Annotated in this window: 20 protein-coding genes and 1 tRNA gene; 9 read left to right on the top strand and 12 right to left on the bottom strand. The window is 52.7% G+C overall.

All coding sequences use genetic code 11. The features are described 5' to 3' along the window. Positions 1 to 225 precede the first annotated feature (225 nt). The 3 genes from J1778_RS01775 to J1778_RS01765 all read right to left on the bottom strand — a co-directional run bounded on the left by J1778_RS01775 (position 226) and on the right by J1778_RS01765 (position 1509). A complete protein-coding gene (locus J1778_RS01775; protein WP_217171724.1) occupies positions 226 to 627 on the bottom strand; it encodes a hypothetical protein in 402 nt (133 codons plus the stop codon). Continuing rightward, entirely contained in the window at positions 605 to 931 is a 327-nt protein-coding gene (locus tag J1778_RS01770) for a polymorphic toxin type 44 domain-containing protein (RefSeq protein ID WP_238484520.1), read from the bottom strand. The genes J1778_RS01775 and J1778_RS01770 overlap by 23 nt, the downstream gene beginning before the upstream one ends. Positions 932 to 1023: 92 nt before the next feature. After that, on the bottom strand, positions 1024 to 1509 hold the full coding sequence (locus J1778_RS01765) for an Hcp family type VI secretion system effector (RefSeq protein ID WP_113877565.1): 486 nt from the start codon (positions 1507 to 1509) through the stop codon (positions 1024 to 1026). Between the two features lie 261 nt (positions 1510 to 1770). Here J1778_RS01765 and J1778_RS01760 point away from each other — a divergent pair, with 261 nt between their 5' ends. Next, positions 1771 to 3681: an NAD(P)-binding protein gene (locus J1778_RS01760; protein ID WP_217171722.1), complete on the top strand. Its 1911-nt coding sequence runs from the start codon at positions 1771 to 1773 to the stop codon at positions 3679 to 3681. After that, positions 3678 to 4856, top strand: coding sequence for a c-type cytochrome (locus J1778_RS01755; RefSeq protein ID WP_217171721.1), 1179 nt, complete (start codon positions 3678 to 3680; stop codon positions 4854 to 4856). The genes J1778_RS01760 and J1778_RS01755 overlap by 4 nt, the downstream gene beginning before the upstream one ends. Positions 4857 to 4979: 123 nt before the next feature. Here J1778_RS01755 and J1778_RS01750 read toward each other — a convergent pair whose 3' ends face one another. Continuing rightward, complete coding sequence (locus tag J1778_RS01750; RefSeq protein ID WP_217171720.1) at positions 4980 to 5252, bottom strand: hypothetical protein; 273 nt, start codon at positions 5250 to 5252, stop codon at positions 4980 to 4982. A 493-nt stretch (positions 5253 to 5745) separates the two neighbouring features. On the opposite strand from J1778_RS01750, the gene J1778_RS01745 reads away from it, so the two are divergent. Further along, the gene (locus J1778_RS01745; protein ID WP_217171719.1) at positions 5746 to 6459 is read left to right on the top strand and encodes a hypothetical protein; all 714 of its coding nucleotides are present in this window, start codon (positions 5746 to 5748) and stop codon (positions 6457 to 6459) included. A gap of 188 nt (positions 6460 to 6647) precedes the next feature. Then, on the top strand, positions 6648 to 7127 hold the full coding sequence (locus J1778_RS01740) for an Hcp family type VI secretion system effector (protein ID WP_129638896.1): 480 nt from the start codon (positions 6648 to 6650) through the stop codon (positions 7125 to 7127). A gap of 157 nt (positions 7128 to 7284) precedes the next feature. Here the strand turns inward: J1778_RS01740 and J1778_RS01735 are convergent, their stop codons facing one another. Genes J1778_RS01735 through J1778_RS01720 form a run of 4 tightly spaced genes read right to left on the bottom strand, consistent with a single transcriptional unit; the run spans position 7285 to position 16386 of the window. Continuing rightward, entirely contained in the window at positions 7285 to 8733 is a 1449-nt protein-coding gene (locus tag J1778_RS01735; protein WP_420804057.1) for an efflux transporter outer membrane subunit, read from the bottom strand. Next, positions 8726 to 11851, bottom strand: coding sequence for an efflux RND transporter permease subunit (locus J1778_RS01730; protein WP_217171718.1), 3126 nt, complete (start codon positions 11849 to 11851; stop codon positions 8726 to 8728). Before J1778_RS01730 ends, J1778_RS01735 begins: the two co-directional genes overlap by 8 nt. Next, positions 11852 to 15046, bottom strand: coding sequence for an efflux RND transporter permease subunit (locus J1778_RS01725; RefSeq protein ID WP_217171717.1), 3195 nt, complete (start codon positions 15044 to 15046; stop codon positions 11852 to 11854). Continuing rightward, complete coding sequence (locus J1778_RS01720) at positions 15043 to 16386, bottom strand: MdtA/MuxA family multidrug efflux RND transporter periplasmic adaptor subunit (protein WP_217171716.1); 1344 nt, start codon at positions 16384 to 16386, stop codon at positions 15043 to 15045. Before J1778_RS01720 ends, J1778_RS01725 begins: the two co-directional genes overlap by 4 nt. Before the next feature lie 471 nt (positions 16387 to 16857). On the opposite strand from J1778_RS01720, the gene J1778_RS01715 reads away from it, so the two are divergent. The 3 genes from J1778_RS01715 (at position 16858) to J1778_RS01705 (ending at position 19584) form a co-directional block, all read left to right on the top strand. Then, positions 16858 to 17688, top strand: coding sequence for a gamma-glutamyl-gamma-aminobutyrate hydrolase family protein (locus J1778_RS01715; RefSeq protein WP_217171715.1), 831 nt, complete (start codon positions 16858 to 16860; stop codon positions 17686 to 17688). Next, the gene (locus J1778_RS01710) at positions 17685 to 18233 is read left to right on the top strand and encodes a M15 family metallopeptidase (protein WP_217171714.1); all 549 of its coding nucleotides are present in this window, start codon (positions 17685 to 17687) and stop codon (positions 18231 to 18233) included. The genes J1778_RS01715 and J1778_RS01710 overlap by 4 nt, the downstream gene beginning before the upstream one ends. Positions 18234 to 18399: 166 nt before the next feature. Then, a complete protein-coding gene (locus J1778_RS01705) occupies positions 18400 to 19584 on the top strand; it encodes a sugar transporter (protein ID WP_217171713.1) in 1185 nt (394 codons plus the stop codon). Positions 19585 to 19649: 65 nt separating this feature from the next. On the opposite strand, the gene J1778_RS01700 is transcribed toward J1778_RS01705, so the two are convergent. Further along, on the bottom strand, positions 19650 to 20066 hold the full coding sequence (locus J1778_RS01700; RefSeq protein WP_217171712.1) for a DUF2000 domain-containing protein: 417 nt from the start codon (positions 20064 to 20066) through the stop codon (positions 19650 to 19652). Positions 20067 to 20199: 133 nt separating this feature from the next. Here J1778_RS01700 and J1778_RS01695 point away from each other — a divergent pair, with 133 nt between their 5' ends. Together J1778_RS01695 and argG are read left to right on the top strand one after the other, a co-directional pair. Then, a complete protein-coding gene (locus tag J1778_RS01695; protein WP_217171711.1) occupies positions 20200 to 20676 on the top strand; it encodes an Lrp/AsnC family transcriptional regulator in 477 nt (158 codons plus the stop codon). A 195-nt stretch (positions 20677 to 20871) separates the two neighbouring features. Continuing rightward, positions 20872 to 22233: an argininosuccinate synthase gene (gene argG / locus J1778_RS01690; protein WP_112290320.1), complete on the top strand. Its 1362-nt coding sequence runs from the start codon at positions 20872 to 20874 to the stop codon at positions 22231 to 22233. A 70-nt stretch (positions 22234 to 22303) separates the two neighbouring features. Here the strand turns inward: argG and J1778_RS01685 are convergent, their stop codons facing one another. The 3 genes from J1778_RS01685 to lysS all read right to left on the bottom strand — a co-directional run bounded on the left by J1778_RS01685 (position 22304) and on the right by lysS (position 24849). Then, the gene (locus J1778_RS01685; RefSeq protein WP_129638890.1) at positions 22304 to 22555 is read right to left on the bottom strand and encodes a helix-turn-helix domain-containing protein; all 252 of its coding nucleotides are present in this window, start codon (positions 22553 to 22555) and stop codon (positions 22304 to 22306) included. 541 nt (positions 22556 to 23096) lie between these two features. Continuing rightward, positions 23097 to 23170, bottom strand: a tRNA-Gly gene (locus J1778_RS01680). Positions 23171 to 23319: 149 nt separating this feature from the next. Next, positions 23320 to 24849, bottom strand: coding sequence for a lysine--tRNA ligase (lysS, locus tag J1778_RS01675; protein WP_217171710.1), 1530 nt, complete (start codon positions 24847 to 24849; stop codon positions 23320 to 23322). Between the last annotated feature and the right edge of the window lie 5 nt (positions 24850 to 24854).

The raw sequence follows: 24854 nt of genomic DNA, 5'->3' as shown, positions 1-24854 counted from the left end.
ACCCCAGCCCTCCCCTTCGCAGGGGAGGAGCCGTACTGAGAGTATCTGCAAATGCGGCGATAATATTTTTCTCACACCATTGCTGCGGCCCTTATTCCAATCTTTTTAATATTCCCTCATTTTCGCCCACCGTCACATTTGCTAATTATTTATATTAAATTAGTTAAAAGTTCAGATGTTATTTGGAGAAAAAGTGAAGTGGGGCAAAGCCCCACTGTGCTTATTTTAATAAGGCGCGGCGTCCAGATGCACAATAACTTTATAGCTTCCATTATTGAATGAGAATATATCGCCCCGAACGCGAAGATATAGATGATCATTGTTGGCTGTGGCCGTTGCCTTGCTGTCAGAGGTGACCATGAACGCTCTTTGGTCATCAATATGAGCCATAAAATCAGCCTCACTTTTCGTCGCATCATACAAATAATAGTGGTACGAAAATGACGTCATTGCTCCGGCGCTGGCCTGGGTTATATATAAGGTGACCAGGTTATTCACTTTAACCGTCTTATACACCTCCTGCTCTACCGGAAATTTGAGAAAGTGAATGCCCCATGCGATTAACATAAACGCAAAAAGTACAGGCACCAAAACATAGCGTTTTTTAAAACCCCGTTCTTTTTGCATAATCGATACCACACTTTATCCAGAATTGATCCTTTGGGTCGTCACCGTAGGGCGATGTGCCGTGCCAGTTGCCATCTTCTACCTTTGCATTTCCAGAACGAGATTGCGCCCAACCCGCCGCCCGTAACAATACAGGCTCAGTTATTCCAGCTGCGGTACCCACCGCGCCGTAGTGGAAATTTCCAAAGTTCTCATACTGCCTCCCTGCGCGCGTTTTATAATCCCAAGGCCCATGTAGTCTGACTTGTTGATAAAACCACTGGTACGTGAGTGCTGATGGACCGTGATGAAATCTCGAGAGCATCATATTATTAATGATGTTTACGCCTGGTGGCGAAAATGAGGATACATCATAGGGCGGATGAGGTGAGGCCGCTAATGTAGGGTATCTCATGCTTACGCTCTATCTTTCCAACTGTCTGAGAACATCAAATTCCCGTCGCAGTGCTTCCATGTGATTTTTTCATAACGCAGTTCAATGCATTCAAGATGGTTATGTTTTTCTTTAGTTGGATCTTTAGTGTCATGCATAATTGGCGACACACCTACGATTTTTACGTCCTCAAGCAGAATATTGAAATACTCAACTTCTTGCCCTGCATCATTGATGTTGTACCACTTAAACTCTGCTGATTTTAGTGTTTGTCCAGTAGCCACGGCCTTGTACAGATAAGGTGATGAAGAATCGAAATCTTTCTGGAGCAGGACTGCGGAATGTTTACGGGTACCTGTAATTACCCCTGTCATCCCATCAGTTGGAAGGCTCAGGTTATGAGAGAAGCCATTAACCTCGATACTACCTTCACGGTCTTTCACGTCAACGGAGCCTTTGATTGGCGCGCCACCATCGTCTTTAAGCCACAAATATGCCGGAATTGCCATTCTGATAAATTCCTTTTTAAAAAGTGAGGCAATAGGTTATGCCCGTATGTTTTCACAAACCATTCGGGAACCTTTAAAAATGGAGTTTTCAGAAGTTTGTTACTGGTGAACTCCCCTTGTTTACTCATTTGCGCCCGCCGTCACGCTCGCTAAGTGTTTCTTTATATTAAATTTGTTAAAATACATAGACATTTTTTGAGCGAAACGCTTTTGCCGCGCGGCTTGCGCGCGGGTTGATGGTGTAAATTTTAAGGAAACAATATGGGCATCACTCGTCGTGATTTTCTCAACGGCGTGGCTATTACGGTCACTGCCGGCATGACTCCGTTTGAGGCGCTGCGGGCTTCGCCGCAAACGGCCACGCAGTCGTTGTATTACCCGCCGTCACTCACCGGTTTGCGCGGTAATCATCAGGGTTCTTATGAAGCGGCGCATATCCTCGGGCGAGAAGGCAAAAAGGTCGAATCTTCCGGTTTGCCGGTGGAGGATGAGTTTGATCTGGTGGTCGTCGGAGCCGGGATCAGCGGGCTTGCGGCGGCGTGTTTCTGGCAGGAACAGCACGGTAAAGATCAGCGTATTTTGTTGCTCGATAACCATGATGATTTTGGCGGGCATGCCAAACGTAATGAATTCCACGTCGAAGATAAAATGCTGCTGGGCTACGGCGGCAGCGAGTCCTTCCAGTCGCCGCGCACCAATTTTAGTCCGGTCGCGATGGGTCTGCTGAAGACGCTCAACGTCGATATTGAGAAGATGGCGAAAGACTTCGATCAGACGTTTTATCCTGATCTGCATCTCAGCCGCGGGGTGTATTTCGACCGTAAAAATTTCGGCGTCGATAAAATTGTCAGCGGCGATCCGGGACGTGCGGTGGCTGATGATATTCCACCAGAGCGTCTCAATGGCCGCGACATCAAAGACTTTATCAGTGACTTCCCGCTGCCGGAATCTGACCGTCAGGCGCTGATCGCCCTGCATACTGAACCGAAAGATTATCTGCACGGCATGAATCAGGAAGAAAAAGTCGCCTGGGTCGACGGGCACAGTTATACCCAGTTCCTGCGCGAAAAAGTCGGACTGAGCGAGATAGCGATCCGCTATTTCCAGCAACGTACCAATGATTTTCAGGCGGTCGGGATTGATGCCACCTCGTGCAGCGACGCCCGTATCTGCGCCCTGCCGGGGCTGGAAGGCATGGGATTACCGCCTCTGGATGCCGAGTCGCTGGCCGATCTCGATGAGCCGTATATTTTCCACTTCCCTGATGGCAATGCCGGTTTAGCGCGGCTGATGGTGCGCCATCTGATCCCACAGGTCGCGCCGGGAAATACGATGGAAGATATCGTGCTGGCGAAATTCGATTACAGCCAGCTTGATAAGGCCGGGCAACCGGTGCGTCTTCGTCTGAACAGCACCGGGATGCATGTCGCCAATGTCGAACACGAAGGCAAACCGGCGGTAGAAGTGACGTATATGACCGGCAGCACGCTGCACCGCGTCCGCGCCGGTCAGGCAGTGATGGCCGGTTACAATATGATGATCCCGTATCTGGTGCCGGAAATTCCTGAAGCGCAGAAAGCCGCGCTGAAAGAAAACGTCAAAGCGCCGCTGGTTTATTCAAAAGTGGTGATCCGCAACTGGCAGCCGTTTATCAAACTTGGCGTCCATGAGATTTACTCTCCTGCAGCGCCTTACAGCCGCGTAAAACTCGACTATCCGGTGGATATGGGCGGTTATCAGCATCCTCGTGATCCGAACCAGCCGATTGGCCTGCATATGGTGTATGTGCCGACGCTGCCGGGCAGCGGCCTCAGCCCCCGCGAGCAGTCACGTAAAGGCCGAGCGTTACTGCTGGGCACCTCATTTGATGCCCATGAAAAAATGATCCGCGATCAGTTGCAGGGCATGTTCGGCGAAGCCGGTTTTGACCATCAGCGCGACATCATGGCGATCACCGTTAACCGCTGGTCGCACGGCTATTCCTACTTCCTCAGCGGGATGTTCGACGACGAAGACGAAGCGCAAAAAACCATTCATCTGGCACGCACGCCGGTCGGGCGGATTACTATCGCCAATTCGGATGCCGACTGGAGCCCGTACGCTAACTCGGCGGTGGATCAGGCCTGGCGGGCCGTGAATGAACTGACGGCGATGAAGAAGGTGAACGCATGAAAAAGCTGATGATTTTTGCCACGTTGATGGCAGCGGCAGGCTCTGCCATGGCGATGTCCGAAGGCGAGTATGTGGCGAAAGCCGCCGACTGCGCAGCCTGTCATACGTCGCCTCAGGGCGCAGCGTTATCCGGTGGCGTGCGTTTCGCCACGCCGGTCGGCGAGATTTATTCCACCAATATCACGCCGGATATTCAGCACGGGATTGGCGGCTACAGTTTTGAAGAGTTCGACAAGGCGATGCGCGAAGGGATTGCGAAAGACGGTCATGCGCTCTATCCGGCGATGCCCTACACCTCTTACGTGAAAATGAGCGGCAAGGACATGCGTGCGCTGTATAACTATCTGATGAAAGAGGTGAAATCGCAGCCCGTCGCTAACCGTGAAAATGACATCAGCTGGCCGATGTCGATGCGCTGGCCGTTGCGTGTGTGGAACAGCGCTTTCCTCGAGGACGGCGAATTTATACCGCAGGCGGATAAGAGCGCGCAATGGAACCGGGGCGCTTATCTGGTTCAGGGAGCGGGGCATTGCGGTGCCTGTCATACGCCACGTGGCTGGGCGCAACAGGAGAAAGCCGTCGATGAAAAGGACATGGCGTTTCTCAGCGGCGGTGAGCTCGATGGCTGGTCTGCGCCTTCCCTGCGCGGCCTGAAAATCAGTCAGCCGGAACTGGTGACGCTGCTGAAAACCGGTCGCAATACTCATGATGCCGTCAGTGGCCCGATGGGAGAAGTGATCACCAACAGCACGCAGTTTATGACCGATGACGATCTCAACAGCATGGCGGTTTATCTGCTCAGCCTGAAAGCGGAAGCGCAACCGGCCCCGGCCAAAAAGGCTGTCGCGACTGAGGCCGGACAACAGACGTTTATGCGTTACTGTTCGACCTGTCACGGTGTGAAAGGCGACGGAAAAGATTCAGCTATACCGGCGCTGGCGGGCAATCTGACCGTCAATGCAGAGAACCCGCAAACGTTGCTGCGCGTGATCCTTTACGGCGCTCAGACCCCGGTCACGGCAGAACATATGTCCAATACTATGCCGGGTTACGGCTGGACGCTGACTGATCAGCAGGCCGCCGATCTGACCAATACCCTGCGCGCCAGCTGGGGAAATCAGGCAGCAGAAGTCACGCCGGGAGAAGTGGCGAAGGCAAGGAAAGCAGGAAAATAAGGGCTTAAGCTTGGTCAACGCCTCCCTCTGCGATGAACTAAAGCCGAATGTTGGACTTTTAATCCTCATTCGGCGAGCAGGCTTTTAGTGCTGAAGCGGGGCAAAGCCCCACTGAGTTTTTTTTTAATAAGGCGCAGCGTCCAGATGCACAATGACTTTATAACTTCCGTTATCGAAGGAGTATATATCGCCGCGAACACGAAGATATAAATGATCATTGTTGGCTGTGGCTGTGGCCTTGCTATCAGATGTGACCATGAACGCCCTTTGGTCATCAATGTGAGCCATAAAATCAGCCTCACTTTTCTTCGCATCATACAAATAATAGTGGTACGAAAATGACGTCATTGCTCCGGCGCTGGTCTGGGTTATATATAAGGTGACCAGGTTATTCACTTTAACCGTCTTATACAAATCGAGCCTAACTGGAAATGTGAGAAAGTGAACGCCCTATGCGATTAACATAAACGCAAAAAGTGCAGGCACCAAAACATAGCGTTTCTTAAAACCCCGGTCTTTTTGCATAATCGATACCACACTTTATCCAGAACTGATTATTTGAGTCTTTACCATTATCTTTAAGCCAAAAGTATGCCGGATGAGTCATTTTCATAAGTCCATTTTAAAAAGAGCCATTACGTTATTCCTGTATCTTTTCACATGCCATTGGAGAACGTTTAAAAATGGAATTTTCAGAAGTTTATTACTGATGAGATGACTCTATCTGATCAGATGGGCAAATTTAGTGTCCCACTTTGATATCAACCGCCAATCATTAAGTAAAACATATTGCTATTATTAGCCTCACATGCGCAAAAATCACCCTTGTATAATCCAGAAGAGTGTGGTGTTATTTAAACCATATAAAAAATACGGGTATGGTGTTTTTATGCAAGCCTCAGACTATCTCAGACTAAAGTTTCAAAGCGACAGACAGCTAGGGATCTACGTTCAAAGAGGGATGAATAGCTATGTCAAAGAAACACAAAACGTCCTCTCTAATATCTCTTCAGGCATCGAAAGGGCGAGTTGGTATACGTCCTGTTTAATCCCTCGATATGGGGATGTATGTAATGAATTAGTCACCGAAGAAAAGAGAATGAGCCTTTCTATCGCCTCAATTTTCAGATACCACGATGTGATAGAGCAAATGTTATATCTATATTTTGAAATGGTGATTAAAGATACTGAAAACGAAAATGAAGGCGGCAAGGCTCAGGGATTAACGAAAGCAATAACAGGGTATATCGCGGATGCTCAAACAGGGAAAGCCGCAAGATTTGGGATCGCCTACGCGATATCTAAAAGCTTATCCGCTTCAGGTACGCTGTCGAACATCGTAGCTGAAAGGGTTGCAAGTAAATCCCCCTACGTGATTTTCGCTTTGCAGGCTTTCGGCATTGACCAAAAGGCCGCATTGGCTGCGCGGAAATTAAAAACACTCGATCCCCGATATTTTGGAATCTTATACACCGCTGAATTAGAAATGCTTTATTACTTTGTTGAACCTGCTTTAGAGGAGGTAATAAAGAAAGTAAGGGCTAAAATTCTGCGTAATTTAGATGAGATTCATGAAGAGTTAAGAGATAAATACAATGTTTAAGAGCTTAATATCTTTATTATTCTCAGATATTTTATTCCCTATTCTTATCATTTCATCATGGCTATTTTGTATCTATATTTTCCCCTCTTATGGAGTATTGATAGGCGCAGTATCGGTAATCTTCTGGATTATAATTTTTACGAAATTCACATCAAAATTCGATAAATACAAATAAAAAAGGAGTTAACATGTCAAACCCGGCATATTTATGGCTGACGGATGAAAACGGTTCACCTATGGTTGGTGCATCTTTAGTGTCTGGCCGTGTGGGTGCTATAGAAGTAAAATCCCTCACACATAACGTTAACATACCAGTAGACGGGAATACAGGACGGCTAACCGGAACGCGAATCCATGCGCCGATAATGATTCAAAAAGAATTTGACCGTGTTACGCCTCTTTTATACAGGGCATTGAGTAATAATTTAACGCTGCAATCTGCGATTTTAAAGATGTATTCAATTACTGATGAAGGATTAGAAAGAGAGTATTTTAATATTATTTTAGAAAACGTAAAAATATCTTCAATAACTCCCGACTTATATCCCGGTTCTTCAACAGGTACGCATATGGAAACTATCTTACTTCGTTATGAAGCGATTACATGGAAGCATTGCGACGGTAATATTATTTTTAAAGATGGATGGAATCACCGCGCAACAGCGTGATTTAGCCAGGATGCTGCAGATTCTATACTAAGGAATGGCGGCTTAATCGCTGCCATTATCAATATTGATAAGTGCTTCAATTAAGGTTCATCTGATATGAGTCTCTACACCAAAGACCGTTTTATGTGTCCTTAGTGCAGAGATAATTCAAACTCTCCTATTTACCCACATCCCCGTTCCAACCGCCGCCCAGGGCTGCGATCAGCTTGACGCTGGTGACCATCTGGGTGCTGAGCAGTGACAGGACGCTTTGCTGTTGCGTCAGGCTGGTGTTTTCAGTCGTTGCGACGTCCAGATAGTCGATCATCCCGGCCTGATACTGGTTATAAGTCACACGGGCAGATTCTTTGGCGGAATCAGCCGCGTTCTGACGGGCGACCAGCTCGCTGTCGAGCGTGTGCAGTTCGACCAGATAATCTTCCACTTCCTGCATCGCGGTTAACACGCTCTGGCGATAACTGGCGACGTCGGCGTCATACGCGGCTTCGGCCTGTGCCACTTTGCCGCGGGTTGACCCGAAATCCAGGACCGTCTGACTGAGTTCCGGGCCCAGGGACCAGACGCGGTTTGGCAGCGAGAACAGGTTATGGAACGCCGAGCTGGCGAAACCGCCGCTGGCACTCAGCGTCAGATCGGGATAGTACGCGGCGGTAGCGACACCGACGGCGGCATTGGAAGACGCCATGGTGCGTTCGGCGGCGGCGATATCCGGACGACGCTGCAACAGCTGAGACGGAATGGCGTCCGGCATCGGCGGAAGGTTCAGTTTGACGTCACGCGCGGCGAGGCTGAACTGGGCGGGTGGTTTGCCAATCAGCACCGCGATAGCGTGCTCAAGCTGGGCACGCTGCCATTGCAGATCCAGCGCCGAGGCTTTGGTGCTTTCAAGCTGCGTCTGCGCCTGTGCCAGTGTGGCGCGTGAAGTATTGCCACCTTCATACTGATTCTGGATCACCGTCAGGTAACGCTGATAGGAATCGATACTTTGTTTATACAGCGCAATTTGCTGATCCATCACCCGCAGCTGGAAATAATCCTGAGCCAGTTCGGATTGCGCGCTGAGCGTCGCATCAGCCAGATCGGCCTTGCTGGCCTGCGCGCTGGCGTCCTGCTCTTCTGCCGTACGGCGCAGTTTGCCCCACAAATCCAGTTCCCAGCTGGCGCTGAGTTCCGCAGTCTGTTTGTTGGTCGTGGAGGTTGAGGTGCCACTGCGCGTACTGCCGACGGAGGCATCGACAGAAGGATACAAATCTGAACGCGCCTGTGTCACCAGCGCCTGCGCCTGACGGTATTGCGCCGCGTACTGCGCCACGTTCTGGTTAGAGATCTGTACCTGTGTCAGCAGTGATGACAGCTCAGGATCCTGATACACCGACCACCATTCGCCCTTGGCCTGATTATCTTTCGGGATCGCCGCCGTCCAGCCCTTCGCCTCTTTAAATGCCGTGGGCATGGCAACGTCCGGCCGTTTGTAATCAGGGCCAACGGCACAGGCGCTGACCAGAAGTGCCAGCGCCAGCGGAGCAAGACGGAACACCGTAGAACGTGTTTTTTGCAGAGTCATCAGATTCGCTTCAGGGTAATGAGTTTCAGTGTGATCAGTCATGAGAACTGGCCTCCGGAGGCGTCGTGTGAGGACGCAGACGGTGCCACAGACGATGCGTCGCGCGGCTGGTGCGATCCATGTACAGGTAAACGACCGGCGTGGTGAATAAGGTCAGAACCTGACTCAGCGCCAGACCACCGGCGATCGCCAGCCCCAGCGGACTGCGCAGATCCGCGTCACCGCCACTGCCCAGCGCCAGCGGCAATGCGCCGAAGAAGGCAGCCAGCGTAGTCATCAGGATCGGGCGAAAACGCATCAGACAGGCCTGAGTGATCGCCTGTTGTGGCGTCAGCCCAAGCCGCCGTTCGGCGTCGAGCGCGAAGTCGATCATCATGATCGCATTCTTTTTCACGATACCGATCAGCAGCAGGATCCCGATCAGCGCGATCACCGTCAGCTGCGTCCCCGTTACCAGCATCAGCAACAGCGCCCCCAGCCCTGCCGACGGCAGCGTGGAAAGAATGGTCAGCGGGTGAATATAACTTTCATACAGCACGCCCAGCACGATATATACCGCCGCCAGCGCCGCCAGGATCAGCCACGGCATGGAACTGGCCAGCGCTTCAAACGCCTGTGCGGTACCGGCATAACTGCCATGAACGGTATCCGGCAAACCAATCTGCGCCATCGTCGTTTTCAGCGCGGCTTGTGCATCTTCCAGCGCATAGCCGTCGGCGAGGTTAAACGCAATGGTGGTGGTCGCCGTCTGCCCCTGATGAGAAACCGACAGCGGCGCATTGGCTCCGCTGAATGTGGCGAAAGCCGACAGCGGCACCTGATTACCGGAATCGGTCACAACATACAGCTGATGCAGCACGTCTGGATTACTGGTGTAGTCGGACGTCAGGTTCATCACCACATGATACTGGTTCAGCGTTTTGTAGATGGTGGCGATTTGCCGCTGGCTGAAGGAGTTATTGAGCAGCGTGTCGATCATCTTCACGTTCACGCCGAGCTGCGTGGCGCGATCCCGGTCGATATTGAGCATGATCTCCTGCCCGCCGGTCTGCGCGTCGGAATCCACACCGGTCAGTTGCGGCAGTTTCGCCAGCGCTTTCTGCACTTTCGGCGCCCATTCACGCAGCACGGAAAGATCGTCAGATTGCAGACTGTACTGATATTGCGCGTTGGCGCTGCGTCCGCCGATATGCAGATCCTGCGCCGCCATCAGGAACAACTGCGCGCCAGGTTCTTTGCCGGTGGCCATCATCAGACGGTTAGCCACCTGGTTGGCGGTCGCGGTGCGTTTGTCGAAATCTTTCAGGCGCACAAAGAACGTGGCGGTATTACGTGATCCAAAACCGCCGCTGCCCGCCGAACTCATCACCGCAGCCACCGCAGGATCATCCTGAATGATCTTGCTGTATTTCAGTACCTGCGGCTGGATCGACTGGAACGAGGTGTTCTGATCCGCACGCAACATGCCCATCAGCATGCCGGTGTCCTGATCCGGGAAGAAGCCTTTTTCGACCACGGTATACAGATAGAAATTGAGCAGAATAGTCAGGAACAGGCCAACCAGCGTGATCAGCTGATGGCGCATTACCCAGCCGAGCGCCGCAGAATAGGCCGCCAGCAGTTTATTCAGGCCACGTTCAATCATGCGGTAAATACGCGGCTGACGTTTTTCCACCGGCGGTTTACGTTTGAGAAAACGTGCACACAGCATCGGCGTCAGGCTCAGCGACACCAGCATCGAGATGATCAGCGACACGCTGAGCGTCACCGCAAATTCGCGGAACAGACGCCCGACGATACTGCCCATCAGCAGGATCGGGATGAAAACGGCGATCAGTGAAAGCGTCATCGACAGCACGGTGAAACTGACTTCCTGCGCGCCTTTCAGCGCCGCGCGCACCGGCCCCAGCCCTTCTTCGATGTGCCGCGTAATATTTTCCAGCACCACAATGGCGTCATCGACCACAAAACCGGTGGAGATAATCAGCGCCATCAGCGAGAGGTTATCCAGGCTGTAGCCGAGCAGATACATCACCGCGCAGGTGCCGATAAGCGATACCGGCAGCGCCACAGCGGGGATTAGCACCGCATTCCAGTTACGCAGGAACACAAACACCACGGCGATCACCAGAAGCGTGGCTTCCAGCAAGGTCATTTCGGTATCGCGCAGGGATGCAGAAACGTTCGGTGAGCGATCCAGTGCCAGATTGAGCTGTACATCGCCCGGCAGACTTTCTTTCATCAGCGGCAGCGCGGCTTTAATCGCCTCGATGGTTTCCAGCATGTTGGCGCCAGCCTGACGCGTCACGCCAATCATCACCGACGGCGTGCTGTTGTAATAACCGACGTTGTATTTATCTTCAACAGAATCATACACATTGGCGATATCGCTGAGGCGGATTGCCGACCCGTTGATGTAAGTGACGATCAGCGTTTTGTACTGCGCGGCGGTACTTTGCTGTCCGTTGCCTTCAATCATCCACGACTGATCTGAGCCCTGCAGCAGCCCTTTTGGCAGGTTACTGGTGCTGTCGGCAATGGCGGTGCGAATGGTATCGAGGGAAATCCCGTAAGAGGTGACCGCTTCCGGACGCAAATCAATACGCACGCCCGGCAGCGCGGAACCGACCAGCGAAACCTGGCCGACACCGTTCACCTGCGCAATTTTCTGTTGCAGCTGACTCGAGGCGATATCGTACAGCTCGCCTTTACTGCGAGTAGCCGATGTCAGCGCCAGCATGATGATCGGCGCATCCGACGGGTTGGCTTTACGATAGGTCGGCAGCGATGGCATGCTGCTTGGCAGCAAGGCGCGCGAGGCGTTGATCGCCGCCTGCACGTCGCGCGCCGCGCCATTGATATCGCGATCCAGATCGAATTGCAGGATAACGCTGGTCGAACTCTGCGAGCTGCGCGAGGTCATTTCCGTCACACCGGCGATTTGTCCGAGCGCCCTTTCCAGAGGCGTTGCTACCGTCGCCGCCATGGTTTCAGGACTGGCACCGGGCAGACTGGCGCTGACCAGAATGGTCGGGAAATCCACCTGCGGCAAAGGCGCGACCGGCAGCAACCGATACCCCAGCAAACCGAGCAGGAGTATCGCCAGTGTCAGCAGCATCGTCGCGACCGGGCGGAAGATGAAGAAACGCGAAATATTCATTTATTCCGCCTGCTTCGCTGCGCGGCGATGACGCGGATTCAGACGGTGAGAAAGCCGGTCAAACATCAGATAAATCACCGGCGTGGAGAACAAGGTCAGAACCTGACTGAAGATCAGACCGCCAACGATCACCAGCCCCAGCGGCTGACGCAGTTCCGCGCCGGATCCGCTCGCCAGCATCAGCGGCAGCGCGCCGAGCAGTGCGGCCATGGTGGTCATCATGATCGGACGGAAACGCAGTAAACAGGCCTGATGAATCGCCTCACGCGGCGATAATCCCTGCTTGTTTTCCGCATCCAGCGCAAAGTCGATCATCATAATGGCGTTCTTTTTCACGATGCCGATCAGCAGGATCACCCCGATCAATGCGATCAGGCTGAATTCCGTACCGGCAAAGATCAGCGACAGTAACGCACCGACCGCCGCCGACGGCAGCGTGGAAAGAATGGTCACCGGATGAATAAAGCTTTCGTACAAAATGCCGAGCACCACATACATGGTCAGCAGCGCGGCGAGGATCAGCCACAGCGTATTGCCGGTGGCACTTTCAAACGATGCCGCCGCACCCTGATACCGCAAAGTGATGCTGTCCGGCATGGCGATATCGGCTACGGTGGTTTTGATCGCCTGCTGCGCCTGTTCCAGCGAATAACCGTCTTTGAGGTTAAAGGAGACGGTGACCGCAGGGAACTGATTGAGGCGCGCCTGCAACAGTGCGCCGGTGCGCATATGAATGTTGGCAATCGACGTCAGTTTGACCATGCCGTTAGTGGCACCAGAATTAGTGGTCGGGTTACCGCTGTCTGACGTCGTTGACGTGGTGGTGGTCGTCGTTGTCGCTACCGTGCCGCTGGTCGAAGAACTGTTGTTGGTCGCCAGATAGACATCATCAAAAGAGGCCGGTGACTGCTGGAACTGCGGCGCCACTTCCAGCACCACGCGATACTGGTTCGCCTGGGTAAAGATGGTGGAAACCAGTCGCTGACCGAAGGCGTTGTACAGCGCGGTATCGACGTCAGAAGCCGTAATGCCGTAGCGTGCGGCTGCATCCCGGTCCAGTTCCACATAAGCAATCTGCCCCTGATTTTGCAGGTTGCTGACCACTTCGCTGAACTCCGGCTGCGTGCTGAGTTTTTCAATCAGCTTAGGCGTCCATTCCACCAGATTTTCACTGTCAGAATCATCCAGCGTGAACTGGTACTGGCTCGGCGTAACCTGATCGTCCACGGTCAGATCCTGTGAAGCCTGCATATACAGTTCGATGCCCGGCACGTTGGCCGTTTCCTGTTGCAGACGCGCAATGATCGCCGGCGCACGCTCGCTGCGCTCATCGAAGGATTTCAGGCTGATCTGCAAACGCCCGCTGTTCAGGCTGGTGTTATTGCCGTCCACACCAATGGTGGACGACACGCTTTCCACATCCGGATCCTTGAGAATAGCGGCGGTGAGTAACTGCTGACGGCGTCCCATTTCACTGAACGAAACGTCCTGCGACGCCTGCGTAATGCCCTGGATCATCCCGGTATCCTGCGACGGGAAGAAGCCTTTTGGCACAATCACATACAGTAACGCGGTAAATACCAGAGTGGCGGCGGCGACCAGCAGAGTAAGCTTCTGGTGATTGAGCACCACGATCAGCATGCGGTCGTAACCGGCGATCATTTTATCGAAGAATTCACCGCCTTTACGGTAAAACTTGCTCTGTTTTTCTTCCGGCGTGTGGCGCAGTAAATAGGCGCAGAGCATCGGCGTGAGCGTCAACGACACCACCATCGACACCAGTATCGATACCGCCAGCGTAATGGCGAATTCACGGAACAAGCGCCCGACCACATCGCCCATAAACAGCAGCGGGATCAGCACGGCAATCAGCGAGAACGTCAGGGAAATAATGGTGAAACCGATTTGCTGCGAGCCTTTCAGCGCGGCCTGCATCGGCGTTTCACCTTCTTCGAGGCGTCGCGAAATATTCTCGACCACCACGATGGCGTCATCGATAACAAAACCGGTGGCGATGGTCAGCGCCATCAGCGAGAGGTTGTTAAGGCTGAACCCGCACAGGTACATCACGCCAAAGGTGCCCACCAGCGAAAGCGGCACGGCAACGCTTGGGATCAGTGTCGCGGCGACGTTGCGCAGGAACAGGAAGGTGACCATCACCACCAGCGCGACAGACAGCAACAGTTCGAACTGAACGTCGCTGATCGAGGCGCGAATAGTTTGCGTACGGTCGGAAATCACGCTGATTTTGACCGATTCCGGCAGCGCTTCCTGCAATTTCGGCAGTTGCGCTTTGATGGCGTCTACCACCTGTATCACGTTGGCACCCGGCTGGCGCTGCACGCTGATAATAATGGCCGGTTGTTTGTTCGCCCAGGCAGACAGGTACTGATTTTCCGGCGCTTCAGAAAGCGTCGCCACGTCACGCAGACGCAGCGCCGCACCGTTTTCATAATTCACGATCAGATTGCCGTATTCCGCGGCGGTACGCAGCTGGTCATTGGCATCAATGGTGATTGAGTGATGCGGGCCGTCGAAGCCCCCTTTCGAGCCGTTGACGTTGCTGTTGCCGATCAGCGTATTGATCGTTTCCAGACTGAGGTTATGCGCCGCCAGTTTGCGTGGGTCGACCTGCACGCGAACCGCTGGCTGATGCCCTCCCGCCAGCGTAACCATACCCACGCCGGAAATCTGTGACAGTTTCAGCGCCACGCGGGTATTCACCAGATCCTGCACTTTGGTCAGTGGCAGGGATTCAGACGTTGCCGCCAGTGTCAGTACCGCGGCGTCGGCCGGGTTCACTTTTTTGTAGGTCGGCGGATTCGGCAAATCGCTGGGCAGCAGGCTGTCCGCTGCGTTAATCGCCGCCTGGACTTCCTGCTCCGCCACGTCGAGGGACAAATCCAGCGAGAATTTCAGCGTGATAATGGAGGAACCGCTGGCGCTGGTGGAATACATCTGACTCAGACCCGCCATTTGCCCGAGCTGACGCTCAAGCGGGGCGGTGATCCCTGATGCCATCACATCCGGGCTGGCACCCGGATACAGCGTGGTGACCTGAATGGTCGGATAATCGACCTGCGGCAGCGCCGAGGTCGACAGCATGTTGTAGGCGAAAATCCCCGACAACAGTACCGCGACCATCAGCAGAATGGTCGCGACCGGCCGGAGTATAAAGAGGCGTGAAGGATTCATTTAGACCCGCTGTCTTTACCGGCTGTATTTGGGGTTGCACCGGGCGCGGCGACAGTTTTGTCGGCACCGGTGGTGGCTTTATCCACACCGCCACTTTGCTCACGGGTTTTAGACGAGCCGTCTGCTGCCGCAGCTTCACCGGAATTCGGCGTGACAATCTCCACTTTGGTGCCGTTGTTCAGGCGGTCAATACCGGTGGTAACCACCTGTTCGCCTGGCTTCACGCCGGACAGGATCGCCACCTGATCGTCACCAAAGTCTGGCCCGGATTTCACGCTGCGGCGCTCGATGGTGCTGTCTGCTTTCACCACATACACGAAATCGCCGTCGCTGCTCAGCTGCAATGCCGCCGCCGGGATCACCGTGGCGTCTTTCAGTGTCGCCACCTGTAAGCGGGCGTTCACAAACTGGTTCGGATAGAGTTTCTCATCGGCGTTATCGAACAGCGCTTTCAGCTTGATGCTGCCGGTGCTGGTATCAATTTCGTTACTGATAAATTGCAGTTTGCCCTGTCCGAGCACTTCGCTGCCGCTCTGGTCAAAGGCAGTCGTCGGCAACTGATTGCCGCCACGCAGCGCTTTAAGCAAAGTTTGCAGATTGCTTTGCGGTACGCTGAAGGTAACGGCAATCGGCTGAGTCTGGGTAATCGTCACGATACCGGTGGTGGAACTGCTGGTGACCATATTGCCCGGATCGACCAGCCGCAGACCGACATGGCCACTGACCGGTGCGGTAATTTTGGCGAACTCAAGATTCAGTTTGGCGGCAGCGATTTGCGCCAGATCGGCTTTCACGGCACCGGCATACTGACCGGCAGTCGCAATCTGGCTTTCCAGGTCCTGACGTGCCAGGGAATCTTGCGCATACAATTTGCGGTAACGCGCCAGCGTCAGTTCAGCGCTTTTCGACAGCGCCTGATTCTGCGCCAAATCACCCTGATATTGTTCCAGCGTGGCCTGATAACTGCGCGGGTCAATTTGCGCCAGCAACTGCCCCTGCTCGACTTTCTGCCCTTCGGTGAAATACACCTTCATCAGCTGACCATCCACCCGGCTGGTGACCGTGACTGTCGCGTTGGCGACAACGGTACCCAGCGCGCGCAGATACACCGGCACATCGGCCTGGGTGGCTTTTCCAGCCTGCACCGGCGTTGCCATTCCGGCCATCATCTGGCCGCGCATCGCACGCATTCCGCCGCGGCCCGGTTTTTTATGGGCAGAAGGGTCGGAAGCACTTTGATGGAAAGCAAAGAACCAGACCAGGATCGCAGCAACGATAATGGCAACGATAACCCACACAAAAGTGCGTTTTTTGGAACGAGACGAGGCAGTCGGCAGCATAAATTTCTTGGTTTCGCAGTATTAAAGAGGAGAAAGCAGCTGAAAAATGACCTTCAACCAGAGATTTTCAATATCAGTCAAAAACACATTATCCCTAAAAGGCTCACCGGCTGTTTTTAGGACAACGTAAAGATTTCGTTAGCAATTAAGAGTTTTTATTTCATTCAGCAGGATGAATTATACGCACTAATTTATCCTTTCTGACCCTTTAATGTTAAGAACTAAATGAGAATGAATATTGAAGACACAGACAGAAAATCATTATGAAGTGTCAGCCAGTCGTGGAATTTTGTCAGGAAAACGCAGGATTAGCGTGAAAATTAACCTGCCCGCTCACCTTAACTGGTTATAAAACCAGAGGTAAATCCCGAAAATTGGATGTATTGATAATTTATATTGTTTGCGCCGACCACGGCTTGATAAGGTGAATTTTCTGATTGGTTTTCATCTTTTTGAAAGGGATTCAGGCGAATGCAGAAAAAATTTCAATCCAGACCGGTGATTGGGGTAACGCTGGACAGTGAGGAAGCCGGTGGCTACGCCGATTTCCCCTGGTATGCCCTGCGTCAAAACTACCTGAAAAGTCTGGCAGAGCTGGGCGCAGTGCCGCTGGCTTTGCCGCATCACGCGGAACTGGCGGATGAGTATCTGTCGATGTGCGACGGTATTGTCGTGACCGGCGGCGCGTTTGATGTTCCGCCTGAACTCTTTAATGAGCAACAGACCAGCGATCAGGTGCGTCTGAAACCGGCTCGAACTGAATTTGAAAAAGCCATCGTCAAAGGTGCCATGCAGCGCAATATGCCGCTGCTGGGGATTTGCGGCGGTCAGCAGCTACTTGCCGTGTTAACCGGCGGCACACTCCATCAGCATATCCCCGATGCCCTGCCCGATGCCCTTGAACACAGCACGACCGTCGATACCGAAAACGCAGGCGGCAAAAAGCGCGCACGTCATCCTGTAGAAATTGTTGAAGGTTCGCTGCTCAGCCGCTGCGTCGATCGCGATCATTATGAGGTCAACAGCTCGCATCATCAGGCGGTGAAATCAGTCGGTCCCGGCTGCATTGTGAATGCTTATGCGCCTGACGGGGTGATTGAAGGCATTGAGTGCGAAGAATATGATTTTTGTCTCGGCGTGCAATGGCACCCTGAATATCAGCAACATCAGCAGGATACGCAACTGCTGAAAGCCTTTGTCACCGCTGCGTCGCGCTACCAGCATTCAATGCGCACGGCAGGTAAAGCCATGTCGGAAGCAATGAACGACGCGATTTCCCGCCAGGGGAATGAGCAGGCGTGAACCAGGCTGCGCTGAAAATCAGAACCGATCTGATGTTGCATGATCTGGGCATCGACCCGCAGGTTATTGCACACCGTACGCTGCCCTACTTTGAAGAAGTAAGTGAGCACTTACTGGAGGATACGGAAACCGACGCGGAGACCGGCAAAGTTTACCGGCTGATCTCCCCCGCCGCCGCCGCCTGGCATCAGATGAAACAACAGGCGGCCACCGACGGTGTGGGCATTTATCTGGTTTCCGCTTACCGCAGCCTGGATTATCAGGCCGGATTAATCCGTATCAAACAGCAAGCAGGCATCCCACCGGAAGCGTTCTTCACCTCGCTGGCACCGCCCGGTTGCAGCGAACATCACACCGGTCGTGCGGTGGATATCAATACACCCGGCTGTGACGAAGTGACCGGCGTTTTTGGCGAAACCGATGCTTTTCAGTGGCTGAAAACTCACGCCGCCCGCTTCGGTTTCGTGATGTCCTTTCCGCTGAATAATCCCTGGGGCTTTATTTATGAGCCGTGGCACTGGTGCTGGCATCCGCAACCGAAGTAAGTGATCAGCCTCTCAGTTTCCATAACTAAAATTGTCGTCGAAACATTTATCTGTTAGGCGAATTTTCTGTTTCATTTTTAGCACAAATAAAACACACTATGCCCTCAACAGGAGTCTGCCAGACAGATGCCTGATCCCAACATTTTCTTATAAGTCATAAATTTCAATGCAATCAGATACCGTTTCGCGCAGGACAGCATGGCTCCGCGTTGTGATGATGGCTATTGCCGCGTTCATCTTCAACACCACTGAATTCGTGCCTGTCGGATTACTTTCCGACATCGCCGCCAGTTTCAACATGAAGACGGCTCAGGTCGGGCTGATGCTGACCATCTACGCCTGGGTTGTGGCGCTGATGTCACTGCCGCTGATGCTGCTGACCCGCAATGTTGAGCGAAAACGATTACTGATCGTCATCTTTGTGATATTCATCGCCAGCCATATTCTTTCGGTTGTGGCCTGGGATTTCTGGAGTCTGGTCGCCTCGCGCGTCGGCATCGCCCTGGCCCACGCGATTTTCTGGTCGATTACCGCGTCGCTGGCGATCCGCGTTGCTCCTGCCGGTAAAAAAACGCAGGCACTCAGTATGTTAGCTACCGGCACCGCGCTGGCGATGGTACTGGGCTTACCGCTGGGGCGTCTGATCGGACAATATCTCGGCTGGCGCACCACCTTTATGAGCATCGGCATCGTTGCGCTGCTGACGCTGATTTGCCTGATCAAACTGTTGCCGCCGTTACCCAGCGAACATACCGGTTCACTTAAAAGTGTACCGATGCTGTTCCGTCGTCCGGCGCTGGTCGGCATGTACCTTCTGACTGCGCTGATAGTGACTGCTCACTACACGGCGTACAGCTACATCGAGCCATTTATCCAGACCGTCGCGAATATGGGTGAAAACTTCACCACCTTCCTGCTGCTGATTTTTGGCGGCGCAGGCATCCTCGGCAGCATCGCCTTCAGCGTGCTCGGCAATCGCTTCCCGGCGGCTATGCTCAGCGGCCCGATCTTGCTGGTCACTCTAAGCATGTTGCTGTTATTTGTGGCGGTGATGAATCCTGTCGCCATTTCAGTGCTTTGTGTGATCTGGGGGCTGGCAATGATGATTATCGGCCTGGCGATGCAGGTCCGCGTACTGGCGCTGGCGACCGATGCCACGGACGTTTCGATGGCGCTGCTTTCCGGCATCTATAACATCGGTATTGGTGCGGGCGCGCTGATCGGTAATCAGGTGAGTCTGCATCTGGAAATGAGCAACGTCGGCTACGCCGGCGGGCTGATCGGCTGCATCGCGTTCGTCTGGTGCCTGACAATTTTCAAACGCTATCCGCAACTGAAAGCGACGAACTGATACCGAGACCTGAAAAGAAAAACCGGCACATCTGCCGGTTTTTTTATGTCTGAATATTCAAATAATTAACGCAATAACTTCAGATTCCCTGTCAGGGACTTAATCCATTTTTCCGGCCCGACCAGACCCACGCCATCCAGCACTTCATCGTACAAATCCCGCAGCGGAAATGTCATTTCGTATTGCTCGAACTGATGCATCGTGCGCGCAAATGCCGGGAACGGCACCACGCTGCGCTCACCTGCGGCATCGAGTGCTTTAAACATTAATGCCTTAATATGGTCCGGCGTTGCCTGCAATATGGGCAGCGGAGTCCTGGAGATGGAATCGGTCTTGACGCCCTTCGCATCGGTCAGCGAACTGCCCGCCAGCATCGGAAATTTTGCTGCTAATCCGATGCCAATTACGCCTGCCGTGTTCGCCAGTAATCCCGGTGGAAGTTCGGGATTGAGGATAATTGCCACCCGCAGGTTATCTGCCATTTTGTCCGCCCTTTTCATCATTATTGATGGCAAAAAGGATAGCGTTGAGACACTGAAAGGTGCTTTCTTTTTGCGCGGTAAAATGCCCTAATCTGGTTATCCCTTTCTAATAATCACATTTAAAAGGCAGATTATGTCCGTATCTGAAATGTCACCGGCAGACCTTCGCATTCTTAAACAACTACAGAGTTCAGGCAGAATGACCAATCAGGAGCTGGCGGAAAAAGTGGGCATGGCTGCCTCTCCCTGCTGGCGGCGCATGAAACAGCTGGAGGACAGCGGTGTAATAACCGGTTATCAGGCGAACATCGACCGGAAAAAGATTGGTCTTGGATTGCTGGCTTTTATCCGGGTGAAAATCGACAGCCACAGCGAGGAAGATGCCCGGCGCTTTGAGCAGGAAGTTGGCGCATTGCCTGCGGTTATCGCCTGCTACGCGATTGCCGGTGATACCGATTTTCTGTTGCAGGTGGTGGCGAAAGATCTCGACAGTTTCTCCAGCTTCGCAATGGAAGTGGTGCGGCGATTACCGGGGATTAAAGAGATGCAAACCTCGTTTGTCCTGCGGGAAGTGAAACCGCTGAATATGTTGCCGCTTGAGGGGATGTGAGGACATTCGTGGGTATGGCCAAATGCTGAACGAGATTGAATAAAGCATCTCTTAACCAACATGACAATGTAGATAGTTATGCGATAAAATTTACATAAATATGCAAAATCCCTTTTACCTGACCCCGGTTTTGCGTTATCAATATAGGCATTGAAACCTTTAGCAGACAGACCTAATTAATACAGGATTTAATCGATGACAACTATTCTCAAGCACCTTCCTATTAATCAGCGTGTGGGTATCGCTTTCTCCGGCGGTCTGGACACCAGCGCAGCGCTGCTGTGGATGCAGAAAAAAGGGGCCATCCCTTATGCGTACACGGCCAACCTGGGTCAGCCTGATGAAGAAGATTACGATGCCATTCCGCGTAAAGCGATGGAATACGGTGCAGAGAAAGCCCGCCTGATTGATTGCCGTAAACAACTGGTAGCCGAAGGCATTGCCGCCATTCAATGTGGCGCATTCCACAACACTACCGCAGGTGTAACTTATTTCAACACCACCCCGCTGGGTCGTGCTGTGACCGGCACCATGCTGGTTGCTGCGATGAAAGAAGACGGCGTGAATATCTGGGGTGACGGCAGCACGTACAAAGGTAACGATATCGAGCGTTTCTATCGGTACGGCCTGCTGACCAATGCTGAACTGAAGATTTATAAACCGTGGCTGGATACCGACTTTATCGATGAACTCGGCGGCCGTCATGAGATGTCCGAATTCATGATTCAGTCCGGTTTCGATTACAAAATGTCGACCGAGAAAGCCTACTCCACCGACTCCAACATGCTGGGCGCGACGCACGAAGCCAAAGATCTGGAATTCCTCGATTCCGGCGTCAAAATCGTTAATCCGATTATGGGCGTGAAATTCTGGGATGAGAACGTGGTCGTGAAAGCGGAAGAAGTGGTTGTCCGTTTTGAACGCGGTTATCCGGTTGCACTGAACGGCGTGACTTTTGACGACAGCGTTGAGCTGATGATGGAGGCCAACCGCATCGGTGGCCGTCATGGTTTGGGTATGAGCGACCAGATTGAAAACCGTATTATCGAAGCCAAAAGCCGTGGCATCTACGAAGCTCCGGGAATGGCGCTGCTACACATCGCTTACGAGCGTCTGCTGACCGGTATTCATAACGAAGACACCATCGAGCAATACCATGCGAATGGCCGCGTGCTGGGTCGTCTGCTGTATCAGGGCCGTTGGTTCGATCCACAAGCTCTGATGCTGCGTGACTCGGCTCAGCGTTGGGTCGCCAGCGAAATCACCGGTGAAGTGACGCTGGAACTGCGTCGCGGCAACGACTACACCATCATGAACACGGTGTCTGAGAACCTGACTTACAAACCAGAGCGTCTGACCATGGAAAAAGGCGATTCTGTGTTCTCACCAGATGACCGTATTGGTCAGCTGACCATGCGTAACCTGGATATCACCGATACCCGCGAGAAACTGCAAAACTACGTTGAGACAGGCTTACTCACCTCTTCTGCTTCTACCGGTTTACCGCAGGTGGATAACAACAATCTGCCGCGCGGATTGCAGGTGAAGAATAAGTAATTGCTGTTGGTTTAAACGAGCGGGCGGGATGACCATCATTACTGATGCCCGCCCGCTCAATAATTTGCACCTAATGATTTCGTGTACGGCGTTCAATTAACTGATGTGTTTTCGGGTCGTAATAACGGCTCGGCCAGATCACCGCAGGATGCACGCCAATAGCCTGACCAATCAGTATTTCCCCTTTCGGCCACGGACGTGAAAGCGCGTTCGATAGCGTCGAAGAACTTAGCCCTGCCGCACGTGATACCGCCGCCAATGTCGTGCCCTTCTTGCGTAACGCCGCAATAATATCTGCCTGATGCCAGTCTTGATTATTCATGAGTTTGTGCTCCTGTGGTCAGGATCACAGGGGAATGGGGGAAAGGTAAATAGATTGCGAACTGATGTAGATTCATTGAGAACTCCATTCTGAACTGATAGTTGCGCACAATAAAACTGTGCTGTTTTCCAGTAGATTTCGAGTTCTCACGCCCGGCTGCGGATTTTGCCGCAGCGACGCGACTATAGCGTAAAGCGCGTGACTAAACCAAGTGGCTAAGAACGAAATTGAGGTGATGATTCCAGATAAATTTAATGGTTTGCAAGGAGTTGCAGGGATTGCAGGTGTGCTCCTCCCCCTGCGAAGGGAGGCCGGGAGGGGGTTTAGCAAACCCTAAAACAGTGGATGTTTCCGCATTGCGATCTGACCTTAATACCCCACCCCAACCCTCCCCTTAGCAGGGTATGCAGCTGATTTGCATCGTTTTTAAACTTTTGAGTTCAAAATTTAGACATGCAGAAACGACGTACAGGAAATACGAATAATCGGGATTGGGTAGTGAATTTTTTGGGGTATTGAACAGATTTGAGGAAGAAGCTTTTGGAGCGGGTGAAGGGAATCGAACCCTCGTATGCAGCTTGGGAAGCTGCCGTTCTACCATTGAACTACACCCGCATCGGTGTGCGACTGGCATTATAACCGGTTACGACGGCGGAGCAAGGCGTGATTGCGGATAAGCGCTGGAGTTTTAAGCAGTTAGCATATGACGTGATCTGCAACATGAAAAAGGGCGCCGGAGCGCCCTTTTGTTGTTTCTGAGAAACTTATTTCTGTGTCTGCGGACGCATTGCCGGGAACAGGATCACGTCGCGGATGGTGTGGCTGTTGGTGAACAGCATAACCATACGGTCGATACCAATGCCCAGACCGGCAGTCGGTGGCAGGCCGTGTTCCAGCGCTGTCACGTAGTCTTCGTCGTAGAACATCGCTTCGTCGTCGCCAGCATCTTTCGCAGAAACCTGGTCAGCAAAGCGCTGTGCCTGATCTTCTGCATCGTTCAGCTCAGAGAAGCCGTTACCGATTTCACGGCCGCCGATGAAGAATTCGAAACGGTCAGTGATTTCCGGGTTCTCGTCATTACGGCGCGCCAGCGGAGAAACTTCTGCCGGGTACTCGGTAATGAAGGTTGGCTGGATCAGCTGTGCTTCAGCGGTTTCTTCGAAGATTTCGGTCACGATACGGCCCAGACCCCAACTCTTCTCGATTTTGATGCCGATAGATTCTGCGATAGCGGTCGCTTTAGCCAGATCGTCGAGATCAGCAACGTTGGTTTCAGGACGGTATTTGCAGATCGCTTCACGCATAGTCAGCTTGGCGAACGGCTTGCCGAAATCGAAAGTCTGGTCGCCGTACTGCACAACGCTGCTGCCCAGCACGGATTCAGTCAGCGTGCGGAACAGGGTTTCAGTCAGAACGATCAGGTCTTTGTAATCCGCGTACGCCATGTAGAGTTCCATCATGGTGAACTCTGGGTTGTGACGCGGAGAAACGCCTTCGTTACGGAAATTACGGTTGATTTCGAATACGCGATCGAAACCACCGACAACCAGACGCTTCAGATACAGTTCCGGCGCGATACGCAGGTACATGTCGATGTCGAGGGCATTGTGGTGGGTGATGAACGGACGTGCCGCTGCGCCACCAGGGATCACCTGCATCATCGGGGTTTCGACTTCAATGAAGCCGTTTTCCACCATGAAGCTGCGGATGCCAGACATGATCTGAGAACGGATTTTGAAGGTCTTACGGGAATCTTCGTTAGCGATCAGGTCGAGATAACGCTGACGGTAACGCGCTTCCTGATCCTGCAAGCCATGGAATTTATCCGGCAACGGACGCAGTGCTTTGGTCAGCAGACGCAGTTCAGAACAATGGATCGACAGTTCGCCGGTCTTGGTTTTGAACAGTTTACCGGTCGCGCCCAGAATATCGCCCAGATCCCATTTCTTGAATTGCTCGTTGTAGATGCCTTCAGCGAGGTCATCACGCGCAACGTAAAGCTGGATACGGCCACCGACATCTTGCAGGGTCACGAAAGAGGCCTTGCCCATGATACGGCGGGTCATCATACGGCCACCGACGGTGACTTCGATGTTTAATGCTTCCAGTTCTTCGTTGGTCTTTTCGCCATATTTCGCATGCAATTCATCAGAGATGCTGTCACGACGGAAATCGTTAGGGAAAGCGATACCGGATTCGCGCAGTAAAGCCAGCTTCTCACGACGAGATTTCAGCTCGTTGTTAAGATCTGGTACGTTTTCTGCGCTTTGCGCTGCTGGTTGTTGCTCAGACATTTTGG

The sequence above is a fragment of the Rahnella bonaserana genome (assembly GCF_019049675.1).
In the GTDB taxonomy this organism is placed as follows: domain Bacteria; phylum Pseudomonadota; class Gammaproteobacteria; order Enterobacterales; family Enterobacteriaceae; genus Rahnella; species Rahnella bonaserana.
This window is presented reverse-complemented; position numbering and strand designations above follow the sequence as displayed.